Source organism: Nocardiopsis sp. NPDC006938 (genome assembly GCF_042869555.1).
Lineage (GTDB): Bacteria > Actinomycetota > Actinomycetes > Streptosporangiales > Streptosporangiaceae > Nocardiopsis.
In genome coordinates, this window is the sequence record NZ_JBIAGA010000007.1 from 192,204 (window position 1) to 216,639 (window position 24,436).

A 24,436-nucleotide genomic window follows, 5' to 3' on the forward strand; every position below is an offset into this window, starting at 1 on the left:
CGTTTTCGGTTACCATTCGGGGAGTCCCCAACCGAAACCCACGGAGCACCCCCGTGTCCGAACGGACCACACCGGAGCGCGACTCCGCGCCCGCCAGCTCGCTCGCAGACCCGGTCTCCCGCGACTGGCACGACCACGGCGACGAACTGCCCCCCGCCGACTGGGGGCGGCCGACCGGTCCGCGCCGCACCGGAACGGTGTGGCTGTTCGCCCTCCTCATCACCGCGATGGCCCTGGCGCACTCCTGGCTCACCGACGAGATGACCGGTCAGGCCTTCCTGGCCTGGGCGACCATCTTCACCGCCATCAGCTTCCAGGCCCTGCCCTTCCTGGTCTTCGGGGTGGCCCTGTCGGCCGCGCTCATCGCGTTCGTGCCCGCCTCGGCCTACCGGAGGTTCATCCCCGACCGGCCGGGCCGCGCGGTCCCCGTGGCCGGTGTGTCCGGGGCGCTGCTCCCCGGGTGCGAGTGCGCCTCGGTGCCCATCGCCGGGAGCCTCATCAAGCGCGGGGTCGCTCCGGCGGCCGCCCTCACGTTCCTGCTGGCCGCGCCGTCCATCAACCCCATCGTCATGATCGCCACGGCCGTGGCCTTCGCGGGGCAGCCTGAGATGGTGCTGGCCCGCTTCGTGGCCTCACTGCTGGCCTCGGTGGTCATCGGCTGGATCTGGGTGCGCTTCGGGAAGGCCGACTGGCTGCGCCTGCCCTCACGCACCCACGCCCCGGGGGCCTCCAAGTGGCAGGTCTTCCGCGAGTCGATGCTGCACGACATGATGCACGCGGGCGGCTACCTCGTCGTCGGCGCCCTCGCGGCCGCCACCCTCAACGTCATGGTGCCCCGCGAGTGGCTGCTCGCCGTGGCCGAGGCGCCGGTGATCTCGGTACTGGTGCTCGCCCTGCTCGCGATCCTGCTCTCCATCTGCTCGGAGGCCGACGCCTTCGTCGCGGTCAGCCTCACCGACTTCTCTCCCACCGCCAAGCTCGCCTTCATGGTCATCGGCCCGATCGTCGACCTCAAACTCATCGCGATGCAGGCCGGGGTGTTCGGCTGGCGGTTCGTCGCCCGCTTCGCCCCGATCTGTCTGGTGGTCGGGCTGCTCAGCACCTTCCTGATCGGAGCCGTCCTCCTGTGAACCGGATCGCCCAGGGCATCACGCTCGTCCTGCTCGGTGCCGCCGCGCTGACCAGCACGATCCCCACCAACCTGTACCTGAACTGGGTCAAGGCGGGCTTCGGCCCGTTCCTCATCGCCGCCGGTGTGGTGATGGTGCTCCTCGGAGTCCTGGTCGTCGCCGCGGAGCTACGGGGCGAGGTCCACGCCCTGGACGAGGAGGACGCGGTCCCCGAGGGCTCCGCCTCCACCGCGACCGCCGACGCCGACCCCGGGCGTTCGGAACTCGAGCACGCCGCGGCCGAGTACGGCAACGGCGGAGGGGACGGCCACGGGCACGACCACTCGGTGGCCCCCCGGGTGGCCTGGCTGCTTCTGCTCCCCGTGGTGGCGGTGTTCGTCGTGGCGCCCCCCGCGCTCGGTTCCTACACGGTGGAGACCACCGGGGCCTCGTCCGGTCCGCCGCCGCGCGACGAGCGCTCCGGATCGCGCTTCTCCGACGACCTCGGCCAGGCCGCACCCGGGGAGGTGGTCGCGCTCGACGTCCAGCAGTTCGTGATGCGCGCCTGGATCGACGAGGACCGGGAGCTGGCGGGGCGCGAGGTCGAGCTCACCGGGTTCGCCGTGCCCGCCCAGGACGGCGAGGGCTGGTACCTGGCCCGGCTCCAGATGGCGTGCTGCGCCGCCGACGCCGTGGTCAACAAGGTCCTGATCACCGACCACCCGGCACCGGAGGCCGACACCTGGTGGACGGTGCGCGGCACCTGGGTCGAGCCGGAGGGCGACCTGTACGACGTGTCCCAGCACGAGATCACGACCACCTGGGTCGAAGAGGTCACCCACCCGCCGGACCCCTACGAGTAGCCTCGTGCCGCCAGGCACCGCTCCGCGCGCGGCACCACGCGCGGAGCGGCGCGCGGCGAAGGGTACGAATCGGGATCTGGCGTGCGTTCGTGAGTTTCGGTCGCCACACCGGTGCTCATTCCTGGGTTTCCTATTGCGCTGAGTAACAATGGCTGTGTGGCAGAACCGCACGACCCGTCCTGGAGGCCCCGGCTCGCACTCCGTCCGCGCAGCATCCGAGCCAGGGTCACGCTCGGCGCCGCCGTCATTCTGGCCCTGGTCATCGGCCTTCTCCTGAGCGGCTCCGTCCTGCTGATCCGCGAGGTCACGCTCAGCGAGCTCCGGGACAGGGCGGCCGAGGGCGCTCGGCACGTGGCCGACCACATCATGACGGAGCGTTATGACGGCACGATTCCGGCCTCCGAACCCATCGTGCGGCTCCAGGTGGTCGACTGGGAGACCAACGAGGTCCTGGCCTCCAGCGAAGCGCTGCGCGGCCTGCCGCCCCTGAACGATCACGACCCCGCCCCCGACGACTTCCGCGTGGACGACACCACGTGCGAGGCCATCCCCGACGACGACACGGGCGACTGCTTCCAGGTGGTCGGCTACGTGGTCGACGGCTCCGTGTACGGCGACAACATCATGGTGCTCGCCGCCACCCGCGTACCGCTCATCCTCGGCGACAACGTCCTGGAGCTCGTGCTGCTCGGCGCCTCGGCGCTGATCGTCTTCGGCTCGGGGTTCGTCATCTGGTACGGGGTGGGGCGGGCCCTGCGGCCGGTTCGGCTCATCAGCGACGAGATGGAGCACATCTCCGTCAACGACCTGCACCGCAGGCTTCCCCTTCCCAACAGCGACGACGAGATCGCCCATCTGGCCCGTACCGCCAACTCCAGCCTGGACCGCCTGGAGGAGGCCATGACCCGGCAGCGCCGGTTCGTCTCCGACGCCTCCCACGAACTGCGCAACCCCATCGCGGGGATGCGCACCAAGCTGGAGGTCGAGCTCTCCGACCCCGACCCCGACCTGCGCGCCCGGGAACGGCTGCTCACCGGTCTGCTCTCCGACACCGAACGGCTGGAGAACATCGTCGCCGACCTGCTGGAGATGGCCCGGCTGGACACCGATGTCGAGAAGGAGCGCGAGCGTGTCGACCTCTCGGCCCTGGTACGCCAGGAGTTCTCCGGTCGCGGCAACCCGGCGCACGTCCACGTGCACGCCTCGGAACCGGTGTACGCGTACGTCAACCGGCTCCGCGTCGTCCGCGTTCTGACCAACCTGGTCGCCAACGCCGGACGCCACGCCAAGAGCCGGATCGACGTCATCGTGCAGCACCACCGGGGGGACGCCGTGGTCGAGGTCCACGACGACGGCTCCGGCATCCCGGTCAAGGACCGCGAACGCGTCTTCGAGCGCTTCGCCCGTCTGCCGGAGTCCAAGGAACGCGACCCCGGGGGCAGCGGTCTGGGGCTGGCCATCTCGCGTGAGATCGCGGCGGCCTACGGGGGTTCCCTGGTGGCGGGGCACAGCGACCTGCTCGGCGGCGCCCTGTTCACCCTGCGTATCCCCGACCGGCCGGAGGAGGGCCAGTGACAGCGAGCAAGCGACCGCCCGCAGAACGCGGGCCCGGGCCGGGCCAGCTCGCGACGGTCGAGGAGGTGCGGCGCCCCAACTACTTCCTGCTCGGCTTCGTGGGCGCGCTGGGGGTGCTCAGCGCCTGGCTGCTCGTCCAGGCCCTCGTCAGCGCCCGCGCGGTGTTCGTCTACATCCTGGTCGCGCTCTTCCTCGCCATCGGACTCAATCCCGTCATCGAGGCGCTGCGACGGCTGCGGCTGCCCCGCTGGGCGGCGATCCTCACGGTCTGCCTGGCCCTGGTGCTGTTCCTGACCGTGTTCGTCTGGGCGCTCGTGCCGCCACTGACCCAACAGGTCAGCAGCTTCGCCTCCTCCCTCCCCACGTCCCTGGACCAGCTCCAGCACTCGGCGTTCTTCCGCGGCCTGGACCAGCGCTACAACGTGATCGGACGGATCGAGAGCGCGCTCTCCGACGGCAGCTTCGGACAGCAGATCTTCGGCGGGCTGGTCGGGGTGGGACAGGTGGTGTTCAACTCGCTGTTCGCCACCTTCACCGTCCTCATCCTCACGCTCTTCTTCATGGCCTCGCTGCACGGCATCATGGACGTCTCCTACCGTTTCGTGCCCCGCTCCAGCCGGGCCGCGGTGCGCGAGATCGGGGACGAGATCGTCCAGCGCATCGGTGCGTTCATCGCCGGGCAGCTGCTGGTCGCCGCCCTCGGCGGCGTGGTGGCCTTCCTGTTCCTGTGGCTGACCGGATCGGCGTACGCGCTCACCCTGGCCCTGGTCGTGGCGGTGACCGCGCTCATCCCGCTGATCGGTACCACCATCGGTGCCCTGGTGGCCTCGCTGGCGGTGGCGATCGGCGACCCGTGGATGGGCCTGGTCACGCTGGCGTTCTTCCTCGTCTACCAGCAGATCGAGAGCTACGTCATCGCGCCCCGCGTGATGCGCCACGCGGTGGACGTGGTGCCCACGGTCAACATCACGGCGGCTCTGCTCGGCGGCGCCCTGATGGGCCTGGTCGGCGCGCTCATCGCCATCCCCACGGCGGCGGCGCTCACCCTGGTGCTGAAGAAGGTGGTCTTTCCCCGTCTGGAGGAGCGCTGAGCGACCCCCGGAGCGGACCTAGCCTGGGACGAATGAGGATCGGATGGGGTCGGGTGGGGCGCGTCGCCCTGCTCGCGGCATGGGCTGCCCTCCTGGCGTGGGCCGTCCTGCGCGGTCCGGACCTGGAGGCGGTCCGTGCGTGGACCGCCGACGCCGGGTTCTGGGGCGCCGCGGTGTACCTGGCCGCCTATGTCCTGGCCGTCCAGGCCCTGGTCCCGCGCCCCGCGTTGAACATCGCCGCGGGCGTGGTGTTCGGACTCGCGGCCGGGATGGTCCTGGCGCTCGCGGGAGGCGTGCTGGCCGCCGTCGTCCAGTTCGCCGTGGCCCGGTACGTGGCCGGTGACGCGCTCGCGCGGCGGCTCCCCGACGGCGTCCGTACCCGGTTGGAGGAGCTGGTGGGACGGCGCGCGCTCCTGGCGGTCGTGCAGCTGCGCCTCATCCCGGTGATCCCGTACCAGATGGTCAACTACGGATTCGGGCTGACCGGGCTGCGGGCCGCGCCGTTCGCGCTGGGAACCGCCCTGGGCTCCCTGCCCGCCACCGCGGCGATGGTGGTGGTCGGTACGGGCGGGGCCGACCTGGGTCTGCCGGTCGCGGTGGCCACCGGCGCGGCCGCCGCCCTCCTCGCGCTGGTCTGGTGGGCGCGGTCGCGTCGCCGCCGTGTCCGTGGAGACGAGGAGCGGGCGCGGGCCTGATCCGGTACGGCCCGCGCCCGCGCCGTGCTCACTGGAACAGGGGCACCTCGTCGGGGTCCGGGCGGTCCAACTCGAAGGGGAGGATCTCTCCGCCGTCGCTGTCGGTGACCCGGGGCTCCTGGAGGATCTCGGGCTCTTCGCCGGCGTGGTTCTGGACGACCATCACCCCGGAGTAGCCGCTGTGGTCGTTCTCCGTGGCCGCGAACGGCACCAGTCCGGGCCCGGTCCACTCGCGGGAGTTCAACGTCTCCAGCAGTCGTTCACGGTCCAGATCCGGTCCGACCTCCATCAGGAGCTGGGCGAAGAGGGTCGCCTGGACCATGCCGTACACGGTGGTGTCGGTGAAGGGGGCGCCGTCGTTGTACTGCTCGTGGATCTCCCGGTAGAAGGCGGTCCACGGGTCGTCGGTCTGGGCCGCCATCGGGAGGAAGGCGGTGATGACGAGCCCGTCGGTGAGGGTCTCCGGGGGGATGTCCTCGGCGGGGGTGCCCTTGGCGTACTCGCCGATGAGCTGGTCGACGATGGCCACGTCGCCGCCGAAGCTGGGCGCCACCCACTGGGGTTGGTAGCCGATCGCCTCGGCCTCCAGGATCGCCAGGCCGAGGAAGGCCGGGATGCAGTAGCAGACCGCCACGTCGGCGCCGGACGCCTTGAGCTCGGCGACCTGGCCGCCGAGTTCGGGCACACCGGGGTCGTAGGACTCCCAGGCGACGATGTCGTCGACCAGGTACTGCTCGATCCCCGCGTGGGAGGCCGGTCCCACGTCGTCGTTCTGGTAGAGCAGGCCGACGTCGTCACCGGGGTAGTTCTCGGCGATGTAGGCGCCCTGGACCTTGGCCTCCTTGGAGTAGTCCACCTGGAAGCCGTAGCTGTAGGGGTACTCCTCGGGCTGGTCCCAGGCCAGGGCGCCGGACGAGACGAAGAGGTCGGGGACGCCCTCGTCGTTGAGCTCCTCCAGGACCGACTCGTGGGTGGGGGTGCCCAGCCCGCCGAGCAGGGCGAAGATCTCGTCGTCGTCGATGAGGGAGCGCGTGACCTCCATGGTCCGTGCGGGGTCGAATCCGTCGTCCTCGACCCGGTAGTCGATCGTCCGGCCGTGGATGCCGCCGTTGTCGTTGACGTAGTCGAAGACGGCGCTCGCTCCGGCGGAGACGTGCACGAACCCCGGGGAGGCCGGTCCGGTCAGCGGTTGGTGGGTCCCGATGACGACGCTGTCGTCGGTGACCCCCGTGGTGGTGCCGCCGGGGGCGGTGTCCTCGTCGGCCGTCTCGGTGCCGGAGCAGGAGGCGGCGAGGACCGCGACGGCCAGTGCCGCGGCGGCTGTTCCCAGTGTGCGCATGGTGGATTCCTGAACTCGTTGTGCCTTCGCAACGGGGGGCCTGACGGCCCGTGGGGGAAAGCGGCTTCGTGCTCGGGAGAGGGAGAGTGAGGCGGCGTCGCCTACTCGCCAGTACGTTACCGGCTGGTAAACATCATACGAACGGGCCCGGTGCCTGCAACCGCGGGTAACCCCCACGGCTGACCGGCCGGTCGCGCGAACGCCTTCGACGGTCCCTCCGGAAAAGAGGCGGCCGAACCACGGAATATAACGCCGTTACCGCATAAACGCGCGCGCTTCGCAAAAACGGAGAAGAAAGCGAACGTGCGCCGATTCATGCTGGAGCGCGCGAAGAGAAGACATTCCAGTTGTCCCCACGGACCGGAGGTGCCCCATGGGCGGCGAACGGATCGCGATCGTGGGCATCGGCCTCTGTTACGCGGACGCCGACACGCCCGAACAGCTGTGGGAGAACGTGTTGGCGGGCCGTCGGGCCTTCCGCGCGCTCCCCGCCGAACGCCTGAGCCTGGACGACTACTGGTCGCCCGACCCGGACGCGCGCGACCGTTTCTATTCCGACCGGGCCGCCCTCCTGCGGGATTTCGCTTTCGACCGGAGGAAACACCGGATCGCCGGAAGCACGTTCCGTTCGACGGACATGACGCACTGGCTCGCCCTCGAAACGGCCGCCCGCGCCCTGGCCGACGCCGGCCACCCCGGAGGTGAGGGCCTGCCCCGAGCCACCACCGGAGTGGTCCTGGGCAACAGCCTCACGGGGGAGTTCTCGCGCGCCAACGCCCTGCGCCTGCGCTGGCCCTACGTCCGCCGCACCGTCGCCGCCGCCCTGCGCGAACGGGGCTGGGCGGCCGAGGAGACGGCCGACCTCCTCACCGAACTGGAGACCTCGTACAAGAGGCCCTTCCCGGAGGTGGACGAGGACACCCTCGCCGGAGGGCTCTCCAACACCATCGCCGGACGGCTGTGCAACCACTTCGACCTGCGCGGCGGCGGATACACCGTCGACGGAGCCTGCTCCTCCTCCCTGTTGTCGGTCGCCACCGCCGCACGGGCCCTCAACGACGGCGACCTGGACGTGGTCCTGGCCGGAGGAGTCGACCTGTCCGTCGACCCCTTCGAACTGGTCGGCTTCGCCCGTACCGGCGCCCTGGCCACCGGGGAGATGCGCGTCTACGACCGCGCCTCCAACGGCTTCTGGCCCGGGGAGGGAGCGGGCGCCGTCGTACTGATGCGCGAGCAGGACGCCCTCTCACGGGGAGCGCGCGTCTACGCGCTGGTCACGGGGTGGGGCGTCTCCTCCGACGGCCGCGGCAGCATGACCAGGCCGGAGGAGTCCGGCCACGGCCTCGCGATCGCCCGCGCCTACCGCAGGGCCGGATACGGGGCCGACACCGTCGGCTACTTCGAGGGGCACGGGACCGGGACCGCCCTGGGCGACGCCACCGAGATCGCCGCGCTGTCCCGCGCCCGCGGACCCCGGCCCTCGCGTCCGGCCGCGCTCGGCAGCGTCAAGGCCAACATCGGCCACACCAAGGCCGCGGCCGGGGTGGCCGGGCTGATCAAGGCCGCCCTGGCCGTCCACCACGGCACCCTCCCTCCGGGCACCGCGCACCACGACCCCCACCCGCTGCTCACGGGGGAGTCACCCGCCCTGCGCGTCCCCGACCGCGCCGAACCCTGGCCGACCGAGCACCTCGTCCGGGCCGGAGTCTCGGCCATGGGCTTCGGCGGGATCAACACCCACGTCGCGCTGGAGGCCGCCCCGGGGCACGCCACCGGCCCCGACGCCCGGGCCCGCGCGGTGGTCGCCGGACGCCAGGACGCCGAGCTCCTGCTGCTGGACGCGGACTCCCGCGAGGACCTGAGAGCGGAGCTGGACCGCCTGGCCGACCTGCTGCCCCGGCTGTCCTACGCCGAACTCACGGACCTGGCCGCCGAGCTCGCCGCCCGTCTGGACGGACGGCCCGTGCGCTGCGCGCTGGTCGCCGCCGACCCGCGGGCCGCGGCGCGCGCGGTCACGGCCCTCACCGCCCGTCTGGACGAGGGCGCCACCGAGGCGATCGCCCCGGCCGCCGGGTACTTCGTCGCCCGCCGTACGCGGGCGCCCCGTGTCACCCTGCTCTTCCCCGGCCAGGGGTCGGGACACGGGGGCCGTGGCGCGGTACGCCGCCGCTTCCCCCGCGCCGAACGGGTCCTGTCGCGCGCGGACCTGCCCGAGGGCGCTGACCCGGCCGCCACCCGGACGGCCCAGCCCCGGATCGTCGCGGGCTCCCTCGCGGCGCTGGCGGTGCTCGGCGAGCTCGGGGTGTCGGGCGCCGCCGCGGTGGGGCACAGCCTCGGCGAGCTCACCGCGTTGCACTGGGCCGGGGCCATGGACGCCGAACAGCTCCTGACCCTGGCCGAGGGGCGCGGGCGCGCCATGGCGGACACGGGGTCCGGTGACGGTGCCATGGCCGGGCTGGCGGCCGGACCCGACCGCGTCGCTCGCCTCCTCGGGGAACTGGCGGGCGGCCCCGGGCCGGAGGTGGTCGTGGCGGGGCACAACGGCCCGGACCAGACGGTCGTCTCCGGCCCGGTCGCCGGGGTCGAACGCGTCCGTGCCCTGGCGCGGGAGCGCGGACTCACCTCGACCCGGATCAACGTCTCCCACGCCTTCCACTCACCCCTGGTCGCCCCTGCCGCCGCCGAGCTGGACCGCCTCCTGGCGGAGCTGCCCTTCGCCCCCCTGGAGGGCCGGGTGGTCTCCACCGTCACCGGTACCGACCTCGCGTCCGACACGCCCCTGCGCCCCCTGCTGCGCGACCAGGTGGTGCGGCCCGTGCTCTTCCACGAGGCGCTGACCCGCGTGGCGGACCGGACCGACCTCTTCCTCGAGGTCGGGCCCGGCCGGGTCCTGTCCGACCTCGCCGCGCGCGCGGCCGCCGACACCCCGGTGCTGGCGACCGACACCGACGCGCCCTCCCTGCGTCCGCTCCTGTGCGCGGTGGGCGCCGCGTTCGCCCTGGGAGCGCCGGTGGACACCGAGCGCCTCTTCCGGGGCCGCCTCACCCGGGCCCTGCCCGGGACGTTCACCTTCCTCGCCAACCCCTGTGAGTCCGCGCCCGTCCTCCCCGAGGACGGGGCGCGGGCCGTCGAGACCGTCTCCGCGCACCGCGCGGGGACCGAGACCGCTCCGGTTCCCACCGAACGACCCGTCCCGCCCGACGGGGGGACCGACACCCTCCAGCTCCTGCGGGCACTCGTGGCGGGCCGGGTCGAACTCCCGTTGGAGACCGTCACCGAGCACACCCGGCCCCTCGACGAACTGCACCTGAGCTCCATCACCGTCGGCCAGATCGTCAACGAGGCCACGAGGGCCCTGGGCCTGCCGCCCCTGGAGGCGACCAGCGGCCACGCCACCTCCAGCCTCGCCGACCTCGCCGCCATGATCGACGGCCTCGCCGACACCGCCGGACCGGGGGCCGTGCCTGAGGGGGAGCCCGCCGGGATCGGTTCCTGGGTGAGGTCGTTCCGGGTCGACCACCGACCGGCGCCGCTCCCGGCCGCCACCGCGCCCCCGACCGGCGCCGACCCCGGCACGTGGTCCGTACACGCGCCACCGAGCCATCCTCTGGCCGAGCCCCTGCGTGCCGCCCTGGCGGCCGCGGGGATCGGTGACGGCGTCCTGCTCGTCCCCCAGGGCGAGGAGGCCGGGCCCGCTCTCGCCGCCGCCCAGGAGGCCGAGCGGCGCGGCGTGCGACTCGTCGTCGTCCAGGACGGCCCGCGCGCGTCCGGGATCGCCCGCACCCTGCACCTGGAGGCCCCCCACGTACCGGTGACCGTTGTGGAGACACCCGACACCGCCCCGACCGACCCGGAGGCGGCCCGGGTCCTGACCGGCGCCGTGGTCGCCGAGGCCGCCGCCACCACCGCCTACACCGAGGCCCGCCGCGACGACGACGGGAACCGTACGGTTCCGGTCCTGACCCCCCTGCCGGTCCGCGACGACGACGCGTCCGTCCCGGCCCTCGGCCCTGACGACGTCCTGCTGGTCACCGGAGGCGGCAAGGGCATCACGGCCGAGTGCGCCAGGGCGCTGGCCGACGCACACGGCGCGGCTCTCCTCCTCCTCGGCCGCGCCGACCCCGCCGCCGACCCGGAACTGGCGGCCAACCTGGAACGCCTCACCGCCGCCGGGGTTCGCCACCGGTACGAACGGGCCGACGTCACCCGTCCCGAGCAGGTCGAGGCGGCCGTCGAGCGATCCGCCGCGCTGGGTCCGGTCACCGCCGTCCTCCACGGCGCCGGACGCAACGAACCCGCCCCGCTCGCCTCGCTCACCCCCGACGCCGTGCGCGCCGCGCTCGCGCCCAAGACCGACGGGCTGCGGGCGGTCCTGGCGGCGGTCGACCCCGCCCGGCTCCGGCTCCTGGTCACCTTCGGAAGCGTGATCGGCCGCGCCGGACTGCGCGGCGAGGCCCACTACGCCCTGGCCAACGACCGCATGAGCGCCCTGACCGCCGACCACGGGCGCCGTCACCCGCACACCCGCGTCCTGGCCGTGGAGTGGTCGGTGTGGTCCGGCGCGGGCATGGGCGAGCGGATGGGCGTGGTCGAGGCCCTGGCCCGTGAGGGCATCACCCCCGTCTCCGTGGACGAGGGCGTACGGGAGCTGCACCGGCTCCTCGCCCGCACCGACACCGGTCCCGTCGTGGTCGTCAGCGGCCGCACCGGGCCCTCACCCACCCTGCGCCGTCCGGCGGAGTTGCCCCTCGGACGCTTCGTCGACCGCGCGCCGGTGCACTACCCGGGGGTCGAGCTGGTCACCGAGGCCGAGCTGTCGGCCGCCACCGACCCCTACCTGGCCGACCACATGCTGGACGGCGACTCCCTCCTGCCCGCCGTCCTGGGCATGGAGGCGATGGCCCAGACGGCCGCCGCGCTCAGCGGCCGCACCGGGGTCCCCCTGATGGAGGACGCCGAGTTCCTGCGCCCCGTCACCGTCCCGGCCGCCGGAACCACCACCGTCCGGGTCGCCGCGCTGCTGCGCGACTCTGACACGGTCGACGTCGCGGTGCGCAGTGAGGAGACCGGGTACGCCACCGACCACTTCCGGGCGGTGCTGCGCTGGCCCGCGCCGGACGCGGCTGAGGGGCCGACCGGGTCGGCCCCGCGCCCCGGGCCGCGCCCGCCCGTGGCCCTGGACCCCGCCGCCGACCTCTACGGAGGCCTGCTCTTCCAGGGCAAGCTGTTCCAGCGGCTCCGCGCCTACCAGAGGGTGAGCGCCCGTCACACGGTGGCGGAGGTCGAGGCGCACGCCCCCGGGACGGCCTCCTGGTTCGCCCCCTACCTGCCCCAGGAACTCGTGCTGGCCGACCCCGGCGCGCGCGACGCCGTCATGCACGCCCTCCAGACCGGGGTGCCTGACGCCGTCCTCCTCCCCGAACGCGTGGACCGCCTCCGCCCGGCCGACCCCGGCCGTTCGCACGGCGGCCCCCTGGTCGTGGACGCCCGGGAGCGCGCCCGCGAGGGCGACTCCCACGTCTACGACGTGGACGTGCGCGACGCCGACGGCGCCCTGGTCGAGCGCTGGGAGGGACTGCGGTTGCGGGCGGTCCGCGCACGCGGAGGCGCTGGCCCCTGGCACCCCGTGCTCCTGGGCCCCCACCTGGAACGTTCCCTGGAACGGGTGCTGGGGCCGGGTATCGCGGTCGCCGTGGACCCCGCTCCGGCCCCGTCCGCCGAAGTCGGCCCCGAGAGCGCCGCCGAGCGGCGCGCGCGGTCCGAGCTCGCCGTGCGGCGACTGCTGGACCGGCCCGCCGCGCTCCGGTACCGGGAGGACGGGCGCCCCGAGACCGACGGCGCCCACGTCTCGATCTCCCACGGAGCCGGGGTCACGCTGGCCGTCTCGGGCGGGCGCCCGCTCGGATGCGACGTGGAGCGCGCCGTCGCGCGTTCGCGGGCCGAGTGGGCCGACCTGCTGGGCCCCGACGCCCTGGCCGTCGCGGACCTGCTGGCCGAGGAGGCGGGAGAGGACCTCTCGGTGGCCGCGACCAGGGCGTGGAGCGCCCTGGAGTGCCTGCGCAAGACGGGCACCGCGACCCGGGGGCTCACACTGGAACGCCCTCACCCCGACGGCTGGGCCGTCCTGTCCTGCGGGCCGGTCCGGATCGCCACCTGGTCCACCCGTCTGTCGGACGAGGAGGCCCCCGTGGTCGTCGCGGTGTCGGACCGCGCGCCCCACTCGACCGACCCCACACGAGAGGAACCGCACGCGTGAACGACCACCGCGGCTACTACGAGATGCGGCACGTCGTCGGCCTGGAGGAGACCAACCTGGTCGGCAACGTCTACTACGCCCACTACCTGCGCTGGCAGGGGCGGTGCCGGGAGATGTTCCTCCGGGAGCGCGCCCCCGGCGTCCTGGACGACCTGCGCGCGGACCTGAAGCTGTTCACGCTCAGGGTGGACTGCGACTTCGTGGCCGAGACCACCGCCTTCGACGCGCTCGCCGTACGGATGCGCCTGGAGGAGCTGACCCAGACACAGATCGCCTTCTCCTTCGACTACGTGCGCCTGGACGAGGGCGGCGAGTCGCTGGTGGCACGGGGCGGCCAGAGGGTGGCGTGCATGCGCGGCCCCAACACCGCCACCGTCCCCGCCCGGGTCCCCGAGGAACTGCGGCGCGCGCTCGCGCCCTTCGCCTCGGCGTCCGCGTCCGCGGTGGGCGCCTGATGGGCGGCCTGCGCGGCGTCATGTCCCGCTTCGCCACCGGCGTCACGGTCCTCACCTGCGGCGGTGACGCCCCGCACGGGATGACCGCGAACGCCTTCACGTCGGTCTCGCTCGACCCCCCGCTGGTGCTGTGCTGCGTCGCGCTCGACGCCCGCCTGTACGGGGCGGTGTCCGGCACGGGGTCCTTCGGGGTGTCCCTGTTGGGAGCGGGGCAGGACGGGGCCGCCCGCCACTTCGCGGACGGGTCGCGACCCGACGGGGCGGCCCAGTTCGACGGGTTCGACTGGGCGCCCGGTCCCCGGACCGGGGCGCCGCTGCTGACCGGATCACTGGGCTGGCTGGAGTGCGAGGTGGAGCGGCACTACCCGGGCGGTGACCACGCGATCCTGCTGGGCCGGGTGGTCACCGCGCTCCCCGGCACCGGGACGGAGGCGCTGCTCTTCGTTCACGGGGAGTTGTGCGCCACGTCCTCACGGGGAGTCCGGGACACCGCCGGGGAGAAGACCGACCGGAACGTCTCGCCCGAGGCGGTGACCGACCGGGAGGCCGCGCCGGGGAGGTCCCCGGCACCCACCATCAGCGCGCACAACTGGGTCTCGAAGCACAGGTCCGCGTCGTAGGGTTCGACGAGGTAGGCGCCCAGCTCCAGGGAGGCCAGACCGTGCACGGCGCTCCACATGTGGTGCGCGACCACCGCGCTGTCGGCCTCCCGGAACCGGCCCGCCGCCACGCAGCGGCCCACGCACTCGATCACTCCCACCATCGTGTACCGGCCGTGCTGGCGGTCCTCCTCGGACAGGCTGAACCCGCCCAGGGAGGCCGCGCCGAACATCACCGCGTACAGGTGGGGGTTGGCCCGGGCGTTGAGACGGTAGGCCCGTCCGAACAGGGCGAGGTCGGCCACCGGGTCCGGGGTGGGCGCCACCCGGGCGAAGTACGCGTGGAGGCGGGCGAACCCCTCGTGGACCATGGCGCACACCAGACCGGGCATGCCGTCGAAGTGCGTGTACACGGCCATGGTCGAGCACCCCGCCTCGCGGGCCACCCGCCGCGTCGTCAGCGCCCCCGGGCCCTCGGCGGACAGGATCAGTGCGGCCGCCCTGATCAGGGCGGGGCGCACCCGGGGGTCCACCCGCCGGGGGCTCACCGGGTCAGCCGTTCCGCCAACCGCGCGCGCCAGGTCTCGTAGGCGGGCGCCCCGGCCTCGGCGTCCTCCTCCCGGGTGCGGGTCAGCCGGGCCAGCGCGGCCGCCTCCTCGGGGGTCCTGCCGCACAGGGCGGCGGTGGCCACCCCCACGTGCGGTACCACCAGGCCGGCGCGGACCCTGGCCTCGGCGGCGAAGGCACTGCCCTGGGCGAGCCAGCGCCGGTGCTCCCCGGCGCGCTCGCGCAGGGACGCCAGCCCCTCCGCGCCGCCGCCCGCGTAGGTCGCCGCCAGCCCCACGCCTCCGTAGAGGTCGCCCCGGCGGTCGGCGGGGTAGGACTCGACCAGGTCGGCCGCGCGGCCGGCGTCCGCGCAGGCCACGAACCACAGGGCCCGGCCGATCCCCTGGTCCGCGGCGCGGGACGCGTACCCCGGGTCGCCGCTCCAACGGGCGGGGCGGGGGTCGACGCGGTGTCGCGCCACGAACCGGCCGGTGCGGAAGTAGGCCTGGTGGAACCCGTAGCCGTCGAGCACCAGCCAGCGCAGCACGGGGTCGAAGGCGCGGGGTTCGGGCCACAGCGGCCGGGGCAGGCGGGCCATGGCCCAGCCCGCCCCCACGTAGCCCATGTACACGTGCGGGGCCCCGGCCCCGGCGAGGAAGTCCCGCAGACGCGCGCCGCGCCGGGTCAGGGCGTCCAGAACGGTGAGCCCCATGGCCGCTCCCTCGTACGCGAACCCCCGGTAGCGCTCCGGGACCTCCTCCAGCAGCGGGCCGACCCGGACGGGGGAGGCGGTCTCCACGGCGTGCCCGTACCCGGTGAGGAAGGACGATCCGACGGTCTCGATCATGTGGCGCTCGGTCGGACGTCCCGGGTGGAAGCCGCGCGTGCTGACCAGGGTCTGCGCCGTGTTCGGGGTGAGGACGCGGCGGCGGAGCGCCCGGACCGAGGGGTTCACGTGCGGCTCCCGGTGAGTGAGGGGTCGGCGGCGGGGCGGTGCGCCCGCAGGGCGGGCTCGGGCCCTCGCCCCACCGGCGGGGGAGGGGTGCGCAGGGTGACGGCGATGGGGGCGTCGGTGCTGGTCAGGCGGCGCATCGTGAACCGGGTCCTGGTGTCGGTGCGGGGGTGCACGGTGACCCGTCCCACGGGCGCGCCCACGAGGACGTCGGCGCCGTCGGCGGAGGTGCCCGGGGGCATCGCCAGGGCCATCACCGTCCATGGTCCGGCGGGGACCGAAGGGAAGGTGAACCGGGTGCTCGACGTGGCGGGCAGGGCCAGGTGGGCGACGGGCGCCCGCTGGGGGATGGGTTCGCGGTAGAGGCCGATCACCAGGTTCGTTCCGGGCCGGTGGCGGGGCAGGTCCACGACGCCGCTGAGCGTCCCGGTGGGGCCGGTGGCCGTCCGGGGCCCTCCGCTCGGGGCGGTCGGCCGGTTGAGTTCCTGGAGCGAGGGCATGCGGCTGAATCCGCCGGAGGCGGCGACCAGGGCGCGTTCGACCTCCGGCCGCCGGTACTGGCGGGGGGTCATGCCCGTGGCACGGCTGAACCGACTGGTGAAGGTGCCCACGCTGTTGTACCCCACGCTGTGGACGATGTCACAGACGGTCATGCGCGAGGCGACGAGGAGCCTCTTGGCCTCGAACATGCGCACCGCCGACAGGTACCGTCCCGGCGGTACCCCGATCTCCTGGGAGAAGACTCGGGACAGGTGGAAGGGGCTGACGAAAACCTCCGCCGCGATGTCGTTCAGGGTGATGGGTTCCGAATAGCGCCTGTGGATCACCAAAACTGCCTCACGGACTGATTCACGCAATGCTACTCCTCGTGATGCCAGGGGAATCCGGTTTCAGGGTGCACAGGGTGGTCGGCGCGTTCGTTAAGGACTGGACCCGTCGCTCAATCTTGACTATCCAGGACGGAACGGACATCTCCCGTATTGCTCTTTATGCGGCTCGGAGGATGAAAGAACTTTCTGGAAGTTGTGGAAGTCCGGGTCGGAGGCGGTAAAGGGGGCCCGACTCCCGAAGTCTGTGATCGATCGCTTACTCTGCGGGTTTTCTGTGATCGAACTCCCTGGGCTGTGGCCGGTTTCGGCTCATGGGTCCCTTGAGGGCCGCCAGTGCTCAGAAATCACACGAAGGAACGCGGTTTCGCTTCGGGTGCCGAGCGTTATGCATTCTCGCGGAGGGTGAGGAGGGGGTTGCATTTCCGCAGTTGGCCGAAAAGTTGCCCGGGTGGTGTTGTTAATCTCCATTGTCTGTGTTATCGAGCTTCGGCGCAATGTATGAGAAGGGCTGGAGGTCCGTCCTCTCCTATCTTGGGACACATAATCCACGGTGCCGATTAACCCCGCTTAAGGAGAGATCAGATGGCGATCGACCTGGCGCACAAACAACCGCCACCGAACCCCGAGGACGCCGGTGCGCGCGCGGCGCTGGCCGGTCAGCCCCCGCTGACCGAACTGGCCACGGAACAGCGAGACGCGCTCAACTTCTCCTACCGCACGACGCTGAGCATGGACCCGCGCCTGGTCGCCGGCGACCCGGCCGCCTGGCAGAGCGACTTCGGGTACGCGCTCAACAAGGCCGCCGTGCGCCTGGACACCAGGACCGACGAGGAACTGGCCCGCGACGCCCTGAACCACCCCGACCCGGTCGCTCGGGAACAGGCCGTCTTCGAGTACGCCGACCGTGACCCGGCCGACGTCTTCGAGGTCCTCGAACAGGTGGTCCGCACCGAGAAGGACCGCGAGATCCGGTGGGACACCCTCTGGGCCATCGAGAAGCTCGGCGGACCCCACGCCATGAGCACCCTGTCCCGCTTCCTCGACGACCCCGACCCCGAGATCGCCGAGTGGTCCAAGCTCTTCCTCAGCGAACTCCAGACCGGTGACCCCGCCTTCGACTCCCGCCAGGCGGTCTTCACCGAGGGGCGCACCTTCGACGAGACCATCTACCTGCTGATCCACTGCGACCTCTACGTCCGGCTGGACGACACCAACCGGCACTGGGGAAAGCTCTCCCTCGGTCCGCGCGGCCTGGCCCGCGTCTACGGCCAGGCCCACGCCTGCCCCAACGTCGCCACGCGCGAACGCCAGCTCCTCATGGCCAAGACGATCGACGGCCTGTACGAGGACGGCACCCGCCACATGGACAACTACCTGTTCCGCGGGTTCACCGACCGCACCCGCGCGGACCGGGGCAACTTCTACTTCGAGTCGCACGTGCCGCGCACGTTCTACAAGTCCGGCCGCGCGGCCGACCCCAGCCAGGGCACCCGGCAGACCGACATCGGCTTCGCGCGCTTTGGCACCTGGTTCCTGGACCCCGACATCAAGGTGCGCGGCGAGTCCGCCATCCGCTACGTGCGCGGCCGCTTCCAGGGCTGGGGCTACACCGACGTCGCGAACATGGTGGACAAGGGCATCACCGAGATCCTCGCCCCGGGCAACGGCATCCTGTCGACCCTGCACGACCCCGAGGTCGGTCCGATGACCAACGTCTTCATCCTCGGCACCTTCAAGGGCAAGCTCAACGACTGGGACGGCGACGGCAAGATCGACCTCAACTCCCGCGACGTGTACAGCACCGTCGACGGTGAGCTCGACAGCGACCAGGACGGCATCCCCGACGAGCCCGGCCGCACCTGCTCGGACCACCGCCCCGGCCGCGTCTGAGGCACCCCCCCAGGGTCCCCACCCCCCGAGCCCCCTCACGTGAAAGGCAAGAAAGCCATGTCCGAAAAGAAGACCCTGCTCGGCCGTCCCGTGGACACCGACGGAGTGCCGAACCTGTACGAGGGCTCGCCCGTCGTCAAGTGGAAGGCCCCCGAACCCGGCATCGACAACCTCGGGCTGCACTCCTGGGACACCTTCGCGATCCCCGGCGTCGGCGAGTTCGACGTCGAGTTCGACGGCTGGGTCCGCGTGGTGCGCTCCCCGGCCACGGACGAGGAGTGGTCCGGCGCCGAGGTCTACACGAACCTCATCGAGATGCACATGACCGGCGCGTCCGAGGAGCTGGGCACCATCACGGTGACCCTGAACCCCGAGTACCTCTCCGCCGGGCAGATCCGCACCCCCTTCGACCCCTACGCGGGCGAGGGCCCCTCGGCCAAGGCCTGTCGGATGGCGGTCGGCTGCATGTTCGACATCCCCAAGCTCGGCACCCGCCTGTTCAACCGGGAGCCGGTCATCCTCACCATCGACGACGTGCGCTCCATTCCCCCGGCGGGCGCGCCCGGCAAGGGCCAGATCTACCGGATGCTCCCCCTCTACGACGTCCGGACCCCCTGGGACCAGCCGCTGGCCTACCTGACCAGTCTGAAGTTCAACATGGGCGGCTACCTGCCGCCCGAGCGCTTCGCCTGACCCCCGTCCGCGGGCGGACCGGCCCCCGCCGGTCCGCCCGCAGACGCGTGTCCGCCGCCCCCCACCGAACGGAGACACCGCCCATGTCCGTGGAGCCCGCGCCCGACCGGACCGCCGACCCCCGGCCGCCCCTGGACCACGGTCCCCCCGACGGCCCTCCCTTTCCGCACGAGGTCCTCGACTTCCCGCCCCTGGGGTCCAGCGGGGCCCACCCCGTCTCACAGCAGCGGTGGGAGGAACTGGTCAGCGACGTCCACGTGCGCGGCCACAGCCTCGACGACGTCTGGCGGACCCTCACCGACCCCTACGCCGTCGCCCAGTGGCTGGCCGACGCCGACGAGTTCTGGGCCGCGCCCGGCCGGGAGAGCACCCTGGACTTCGAGGACGGCGAGTTCTTCTGGTGCCGCACCACCGTCACCGAACCCCCTGACGAGGGGAGCGCCCTCCTGGAGTACCTGTGGCGCTGGGTCGGAGTGGGCCCGGCGACCACCGTCCGTTGGGAGCTCACCCGACTGCCCGGGGACGTGGTGCGCGTGCGCGTCGTGGAACGCGCCACCAACCCTCCCTCGGACTGGCGGTCCTGGAACGGGATGGGCTGGCCGGGCATCCTGGACCAGCTCGCCGAACACCTGCGCACCGGTCGGCGTCAGCGCTGGACGTGGCGGCGGATGGGCCCCTACGTGCAGACCGAGCTTCCGGTCAGCACCTTCGAGGCCTGGTCGGCGCTGACGAGCGTGCCCGCCCTCCAGTTCTGGCTCGGCCGCAGCTCGGGGACGCTCGACCGGGGCGGCGAGGTCGAGTTCACCCTGGGGGACGCCAGCGGCGTCGCGCGGATCACGGTGGTCGAGCACGTCGAGGCCAACCAGAGCTTCCCCTCCTTCCAGCCGCGCCTGGAGTTCGAGCTCGGCCGCCCGGGGTGGCCCGGGCCCCTCTCCTGCCACCTGTGGATCGAACCGGCCGGGCTGGGCCGCAGCGTCCTCCAGGTGTTCCACTCCGGCTGGGAGCGGTTCGGGTCGCCCGACCGCGCCCCCGTGGACCGCGCACTACTCGTCACCTTCTGGACCTCCGCCTTCCAACGACTGGCCATGCTGCTGGGCGGCGGTCCCGGGGCCCCGAGGGACGGGGGCCCGGCGACGGGCGGTCCCGAGGGGCCGGGGCCGCACGCGTGGAGCCGTTGAGCCCCCGGGTGGGCCGGGCCGTGCTCGCCCGCCGCCTGTGCGCCGTCGCCCTGGTCGGGGCCGGTACGGCGGCGGCCGCCCTGGCCGGGGCCGGGATCGGTCTGGTCCTCGGCGGGCGCCCGGGCGCCCGCCGGGGGCTGGCCCGCGCGGTGACCGGCGGTCTCCAGGCGCTGGGCCCCACCGCCGCGAAGGCGGGGCAGCTGGTCGGAGCCCGGCGCGACATGATCGGCCCCGAGTGGGCCGACGCCCTCTCGGTGCTGCACGACCGGTCCCGCCCCATGTCGCGTCGGAGCCGTGAGCGGGCCCTGGCCCGGGCCAGGGCCGAAGTGCCCGCACTCGCCGAGGTCGAGGTCACCGACGTCCTGCTCGGGTCGGGCACGGTCGGCTGCGTCTACCTGGGCCGCCACGGCGCTGACGAGGTGGCGGTGAAGTTGCGCAGACCGGGGGTCGACCGGGTGATGGCCGCCGACCTGCGGCTGCTGCGCGGCGCCGCCGCGCTCGCGGTCCGCCTCGACGGCACCGGCGGACGTCCCCTGGCCGACCTGGTCGACCACGTCAGCGCCGCGATCCTCGCCCAGACCGACTACACCGCCGAGGCCGACCACCACCGCACCCTGGAAGGGCACCTGGCCGGGATGCCCGGCGTGCTGATCCCCGGACTGCGCCCCCGGCTGTGCGGTCCGAGCGTGCTGGTCACCGACTACGTGCCCGGACTGGGGGAGGCGCCGCCCGGCGGTTTCTCCGCCACGGCGCAGGCGGTCGCCGCGCGCCGGGCCCTGCGCGCGGTGCGGCGGATGGTCTTCGAGGACGGGTTCGTCCACTGCGACCTGCACCCGGGCAACCTCTACGTGCACGGCAACGGCGCGGTGGTGCTGCTGGACGCCGGGTACGCGGTGCGGGTCCGCGAAGCCACCCGTGCGCACCTGGACCGGTTCTTCCGGGCGGTGGCGCTCGGTGACGGGCGCACCTGCGGCGAGATCATGGTGGAGACGGCCCTGGAACCCGTGGACGACGCGCGCCGGGAGGCCTTCGTCTCGGACATGGCGGCGCACGTGGCCGCGCACAGCGGGGACGGCACCGTGTTCACGATGGCCGAGTTCGGCAACGGGGTCTTCGAGCTCCAGACGCGTCACGGCGTGCACTCCCGCGCGGAGTTCGTGTTCCCGCTGTCGGCCCTGCTGGTGGTGGAGGGGACCCTGCGCGACCTCATGCCCACGGTGGAGATCCAGAACGGGTTCTGAGACCGGGCCCCGCGCCCCGGTCGCAGTCGCGGGCCGCGCCTGCGGGGCCCGCGGCTCAGCGGCGGGGCCCGCGTCCCAGGAACGAGCGCAGGTGCAGGGCGGGTGCCGCGGAGACCACCGGGGGGTCCAGCGGACCGGTCTCGCGCAGGGTCAGGTCCGCGCCCTCGCCCCCGTCCGCCACATGGCCCCGGCTCACCAGCAACCCCTCACCCCCGCCGACGGCCAGGTCGGTGAGCCCGGCGCTCGCGGGCAGCGACATCAGGAACAGCTCCCGCTGGCCGGGCCGTGGTCCCGCCGGCGCACCGGCGGTCACCGTGCCCGAGGAGCCCTGCACGATCCCGAACCCGGAGAGGCCTCCCTGGGGCAGGCCCGCGTCGAACAGCCCCACGAAGGACACCCGGCCCGTCAGGTCGGAGCCGACCCCCTCGGCGACGGAGAGGGAGCAGTCCAGCGGCCGCTGGTCGGCGCTCCGGGCGCGGTCGAGGTCGGGGTCGGTCAGCCGGTGCCCGGCCAGGGTGTCCACCAGTTCCCGGAACCGGCCCGGCGAGGTGCCCACCAGCCGGGTGAACTGGGTGGTGAACGATCCGATGCTCTGGTAGCCGATCTGGTCGCTCACGCTCATGACCGTCGCCGAGGTGTGGGCCAGCAGCCGCTTGGCCTCCTGCATCCGCAGCGCGGTCAGGAACCGGCCGGGGGTCGTGCCGGTGTGCCGGGTGAAGAAGCGGTGGAAGTGGAACTGGCTGTAGAAGCCCGAGGCGGCCATGTCGGCCAGCAGGTGCGGTGCGGCCAGGTCCTCGCGGATCGCCGCGACCGTGAGCAACACGGTCTCGCGCTGCGCCGACAGCCCCTGGGCGGTCGGCCGTGCGGTCGTCTGGTCAACGGACACGGGGTCCTCCCTCGCCACCGGCCGCGCTCACGGCCCGGGCCAGGCTCTCGCGCCAGGTGATCTCGAACACGTCGCGCAATCGGGTCATTTTACCCCGCAGGCCCGCCTCTGCGGGCCAGTGCGTGTGCCGGACCGACAGCACCACACCGGTTCCGTCGTGGCGGGTGCGCACGACCGCGCGGGTCAGCCCGGCACCCACGTCCACGGACAGGGTCAGACGTTCGTCGAAGTAGTCCTCCACCCGGCGGATCGGGAACCGCCACGGTCCCGCCTCGTCGACCACGTAGAACGAGGTGGGCGGGTACCCGGGCCCGCTCACCGGCAGCCACAGGAACACGTTGCCCCGGTGCAGCGGGAGCCAGGACGAGGACGGAACGCGCACGTCGAGCTCGATCGCGCGCACCCCCTGCGGGACGGTGGCCGCCGGGTCCAGGTGGCGGCGCAGGCGCTCCGCACAGTCGTCCCAGAACACCTCGCGGCTCACCCTCGGCACCGACCGGGGCCAGGGGAAGCTCTCCCGTACCCGCAGCACCGCGCCGACCGGCCCCGGTTCCACGGTCAGGTGGACCCGGCTGGGCGGCTCCACCCCGAACTCCGACCAGCGCAGGGTCAGCGCGCGGCCCGGGTCCACGTGCTCCACCCACAGGCGCACGTGCTCCACGGCGTCGGTCGCCAAGATCCACGCGTGCCGCACCCCGGGGGTGCCGTCCTCGTCCAGCCCGCCCAGCCACCGGCCCACCTGGGACGGCGCGGTGATCGCCGTCCACACCTGCTCCGCCGCCGCTGGCAGCGGTATCGCGCGTCGGATCGGTTCCACCCTCAGCCTCCTGCCTCCTCGCGGGTGCGGGTCCCTCAGAAAGGGAGCAGCGCCTCGTACTCCCCGTCCGGCCGCCAGTCCGCGACCGCAGACGACCACAGCCGCAGCCCGCGCGGTCCGACCAGGGCGCGCAGGGCCCTCGGGGTCCGTGAACGCGGACGCGGCGGGTCCAGGTCGACCTCGCGCAGCCCCGGCAGACACCCCCGCACCAGACGGGACAGGGAGCGTTCCGGGGACCGCGGGCCCAGCATCGCCGCGCCGCCCACCCCGCCGACCACCGACACGGCGTCGAAGCGCGCGTCCAACCGGGGGCCGCCCAGCGCGAACACCCGGGCCCGCCCCCGCTCGCCTTCGGGCACGGGCTGACCGAGCAGGCGTACGGCGGCGCGTACGCCCCAGGCGGGGGAGACGGTCGCGAAACCGGCGGCCCTCAGCCCGGGTCCCGCCGTCGCGGCCGCCATACCGACCTCGCTCCACAGGGTCCACTCCGCCACGGTGAACCGGGTTCGGGGGAACCGGGACGCCAGGTCCCGCACGGCCGCCCGGGTACAGGCGTGCGAGAGGCCGTAGGCGCCGAAACCGGTGTGGCTGGCACGGCTCTCCGACGACCCCAGGACCAGCACGGCCGCCAGCGGCCCCCGGCCCAGCACCTCCACCAGCCGGACCAGCTGGCCGCCGCGCCCCGCCGCGGCGCGGTCCAGCGCGGTCCCCGTGGCCCGATCCAGCCGTCCCAGCGCCAGTTCCCCGGCGGCGTGCACCAGGTAGCGCGGCCGGTCGGGCAGCCGCCCCGCCAGGTCGGCGGGGTCGGCCCGGTCCAGATCGGCCACGACGACGATGGTGGGGGCCAGGGAGCGCACCCGCTCCAAGGCGAGGCGGCGCTCGGGACCCAGCTCGTGCTCGGCCGTCCGGTCGACGAGCGCGACCGGGTGGCCCAGCACCGCGAACTCCGCGGCCAGCCGCAGGCCGATCCCGCCCAGCCCCCCGGTGACCACCACCGGGCCCGGCGGCAACGGGTGCCACCGCAGGTCCGGGACGTGCTCCCAGGACCCGGCGTCGACCGGGCCGTGCGCGGCCCCGGCTCCGGGACCGCCGCTCACGGACCGCACGCGCACGCGCAGGCGCGGGGACTCGGCGGCGGCCGCCGCCAGCACCCCGGAGATCGGGATGCCGTGCTCGACGACCTCCAGGGGACGGCGGTCCCGCCGCGCCGCCCGGATCGCCGCGAGCAGCCGAGCGCCGTCCCCCGGCGACCACCGGCCCCCGGTACGCACCCGCACCCGGCCGGGGCCGGTGTCGAAGGAGGCGCGCACGGGACGCGGACCCGTGCCGGACGGAGGCCCGCAGGCGTCGTGGAAGACCAGGTCGGCGGGGTGCGAGACGCCTCCCGAGGTCACCGGGATCGCGGGTGGGGGCACTGTGGA

The 24,436-nt window shown here is 73.4% G+C and carries 18 protein-coding genes and 1 pseudogene; 12 read left to right on the forward strand and 7 right to left on the reverse strand.

Annotation, left to right across the window (positions count from 1 at the left end; genetic code table 11):
- The first annotated feature begins 53 nt into the window (after positions 1-53).
- From ACFYL4_RS13625 to ACFYL4_RS13645, 5 genes are all read left to right on the forward strand, one after another.
- Complete coding sequence (locus ACFYL4_RS13625; RefSeq protein WP_357764288.1) at positions 54-1,130, forward strand: permease; 1,077 nt, start codon at positions 54-56, stop codon at positions 1,128-1,130.
- Positions 1,127-1,972 carry a TIGR03943 family putative permease subunit gene (locus tag ACFYL4_RS13630; protein WP_387518547.1) on the forward strand — a complete coding sequence of 282 codons (846 nt, stop codon included), beginning with the start codon at positions 1,127-1,129 and terminating at the stop codon, positions 1,970-1,972. The genes ACFYL4_RS13625 and ACFYL4_RS13630 overlap by 4 nt, the downstream gene beginning before the upstream one ends.
- 156 nt (positions 1,973-2,128) lie before the next feature.
- On the forward strand, positions 2,129-3,547 hold the full coding sequence (locus tag ACFYL4_RS13635; protein WP_387518548.1) for a sensor histidine kinase: 1,419 nt from the start codon (positions 2,129-2,131) through the stop codon (positions 3,545-3,547).
- Positions 3,544-4,638 (forward strand): AI-2E family transporter, encoded by a 1,095-nt coding sequence (locus tag ACFYL4_RS13640; RefSeq protein ID WP_387518549.1) that lies wholly within the window; start codon positions 3,544-3,546, stop codon positions 4,636-4,638. The genes ACFYL4_RS13635 and ACFYL4_RS13640 overlap by 4 nt, the downstream gene beginning before the upstream one ends.
- A 32-nt stretch (positions 4,639-4,670) precedes the next feature.
- Positions 4,671-5,333 (forward strand): TVP38/TMEM64 family protein, encoded by a 663-nt coding sequence (locus ACFYL4_RS13645; RefSeq protein WP_387518550.1) that lies wholly within the window; start codon positions 4,671-4,673, stop codon positions 5,331-5,333.
- A gap of 28 nt (positions 5,334-5,361) precedes the next feature.
- Here ACFYL4_RS13645 and ACFYL4_RS13650 read toward each other — a convergent pair whose 3' ends face one another.
- Positions 5,362-6,672: an ABC transporter substrate-binding protein gene (locus tag ACFYL4_RS13650; RefSeq protein WP_357768707.1), complete on the reverse strand. Its 1,311-nt coding sequence runs from the start codon at positions 6,670-6,672 to the stop codon at positions 5,362-5,364.
- A gap of 373 nt (positions 6,673-7,045) precedes the next feature.
- On the opposite strand from ACFYL4_RS13650, the gene ACFYL4_RS13655 reads away from it, so the two are divergent.
- The 3 genes and pseudogenes from ACFYL4_RS13655 to ACFYL4_RS13665 form a co-directional block, all read left to right on the forward strand.
- Complete coding sequence (locus tag ACFYL4_RS13655) at positions 7,046-12,928, forward strand: SDR family NAD(P)-dependent oxidoreductase (protein ID WP_387518551.1); 5,883 nt, start codon at positions 7,046-7,048, stop codon at positions 12,926-12,928.
- On the forward strand, positions 12,925-13,383 hold the full coding sequence (locus tag ACFYL4_RS13660) for an acyl-CoA thioesterase (protein WP_387518552.1): 459 nt from the start codon (positions 12,925-12,927) through the stop codon (positions 13,381-13,383). Before ACFYL4_RS13655 ends, ACFYL4_RS13660 begins: the two co-directional genes overlap by 4 nt.
- 80 nt (positions 13,384-13,463) lie before the next feature.
- Positions 13,464-13,790 (forward strand): annotated as a pseudogene (locus ACFYL4_RS13665) (flavin reductase family protein); the annotation flags it as partial.
- A 38-nt stretch (positions 13,791-13,828) separates the two neighbouring features.
- Here the strand turns inward: ACFYL4_RS13665 and ACFYL4_RS13670 are convergent.
- The 3 genes from ACFYL4_RS13670 to ACFYL4_RS13680 are packed head-to-tail and all read right to left on the reverse strand — an operon-like array spanning position 13,829 to position 16,307.
- Entirely contained in the window at positions 13,829-14,530 is a 702-nt protein-coding gene (locus ACFYL4_RS13670) for a TetR/AcrR family transcriptional regulator (protein ID WP_387518553.1), read from the reverse strand.
- The gene (locus ACFYL4_RS13675; protein ID WP_387518554.1) at positions 14,527-15,483 is read right to left on the reverse strand and encodes a DUF1702 family protein; all 957 of its coding nucleotides are present in this window, start codon (positions 15,481-15,483) and stop codon (positions 14,527-14,529) included. The genes ACFYL4_RS13670 and ACFYL4_RS13675 overlap by 4 nt, the downstream gene beginning before the upstream one ends.
- Complete coding sequence (locus tag ACFYL4_RS13680) at positions 15,480-16,307, reverse strand: helix-turn-helix domain-containing protein (RefSeq protein WP_387518555.1); 828 nt, start codon at positions 16,305-16,307, stop codon at positions 15,480-15,482. The genes ACFYL4_RS13675 and ACFYL4_RS13680 overlap by 4 nt, the downstream gene beginning before the upstream one ends.
- Positions 16,308-16,892: 585 nt before the next feature.
- Here ACFYL4_RS13680 and ACFYL4_RS13685 point away from each other — a divergent pair.
- The 4 genes from ACFYL4_RS13685 (at position 16,893) to ACFYL4_RS13700 (ending at position 21,312) form a co-directional block, all read left to right on the forward strand.
- On the forward strand, positions 16,893-18,200 hold the full coding sequence (locus ACFYL4_RS13685; protein ID WP_387518556.1) for a HEAT repeat domain-containing protein: 1,308 nt from the start codon (positions 16,893-16,895) through the stop codon (positions 18,198-18,200).
- Positions 18,201-18,257: 57 nt separating this feature from the next.
- Complete coding sequence (locus ACFYL4_RS13690) at positions 18,258-18,893, forward strand: DUF6073 family protein (RefSeq protein WP_387518557.1); 636 nt, start codon at positions 18,258-18,260, stop codon at positions 18,891-18,893.
- A gap of 83 nt (positions 18,894-18,976) precedes the next feature.
- Positions 18,977-20,071 carry an SRPBCC domain-containing protein gene (locus ACFYL4_RS13695; protein WP_387518558.1) on the forward strand — a complete coding sequence of 365 codons (1,095 nt, stop codon included), beginning with the start codon at positions 18,977-18,979 and terminating at the stop codon, positions 20,069-20,071.
- On the forward strand, positions 20,059-21,312 hold the full coding sequence (locus ACFYL4_RS13700; RefSeq protein WP_387518559.1) for an AarF/UbiB family protein: 1,254 nt from the start codon (positions 20,059-20,061) through the stop codon (positions 21,310-21,312). The genes ACFYL4_RS13695 and ACFYL4_RS13700 overlap by 13 nt, the downstream gene beginning before the upstream one ends.
- A 55-nt stretch (positions 21,313-21,367) precedes the next feature.
- Here the strand turns inward: ACFYL4_RS13700 and ACFYL4_RS13705 are convergent, their stop codons facing one another.
- From ACFYL4_RS13705 to ACFYL4_RS13715, 3 genes are read right to left on the reverse strand one after another with little or no spacing between them, the layout of a single operon-like run.
- Positions 21,368-22,198, reverse strand: coding sequence for a helix-turn-helix transcriptional regulator (locus ACFYL4_RS13705; protein WP_387518560.1), 831 nt, complete (start codon positions 22,196-22,198; stop codon positions 21,368-21,370).
- Complete coding sequence (locus tag ACFYL4_RS13710; RefSeq protein WP_387518561.1) at positions 22,188-23,015, reverse strand: SRPBCC domain-containing protein; 828 nt, start codon at positions 23,013-23,015, stop codon at positions 22,188-22,190. Before ACFYL4_RS13710 ends, ACFYL4_RS13705 begins: the two co-directional genes overlap by 11 nt.
- Positions 23,016-23,050: 35 nt before the next feature.
- Positions 23,051-24,430: a KR domain-containing protein gene (locus ACFYL4_RS13715; RefSeq protein ID WP_387518562.1), complete on the reverse strand. Its 1,380-nt coding sequence runs from the start codon at positions 24,428-24,430 to the stop codon at positions 23,051-23,053.
- Positions 24,431-24,436: the final 6 nt, after the last annotated feature.

What these genes read in the sequence shown, in the direction of transcription:
- ACFYL4_RS13655 (WP_387518551.1), top strand. Translation starts at nt 7,046, where the DNA reads ATGGGCGGCGAACGGATCGCGATCGTGGGCATCGGCCTCTGTTACGCG.
- ACFYL4_RS13690 (WP_387518557.1), top strand. Translation starts at nt 18,258, where the DNA reads ATGTCCGAAAAGAAGACCCTGCTCGGCCGTCCCGTGGACACCGACGGA.
- ACFYL4_RS13685 (WP_387518556.1), top strand. Translation starts at nt 16,893, where the DNA reads ATGGCGATCGACCTGGCGCACAAACAACCGCCACCGAACCCCGAGGAC.
- ACFYL4_RS13645 (WP_387518550.1), top strand. Translation starts at nt 4,671, where the DNA reads ATGAGGATCGGATGGGGTCGGGTGGGGCGCGTCGCCCTGCTCGCGGCA.
- ACFYL4_RS13650 (WP_357768707.1), bottom strand. Translation starts at nt 6,672, where the DNA reads ATGCGCACACTGGGAACAGCCGCCGCGGCACTGGCCGTCGCGGTCCTC.
- ACFYL4_RS13695 (WP_387518558.1), top strand. Translation starts at nt 18,977, where the DNA reads ATGTCCGTGGAGCCCGCGCCCGACCGGACCGCCGACCCCCGGCCGCCC.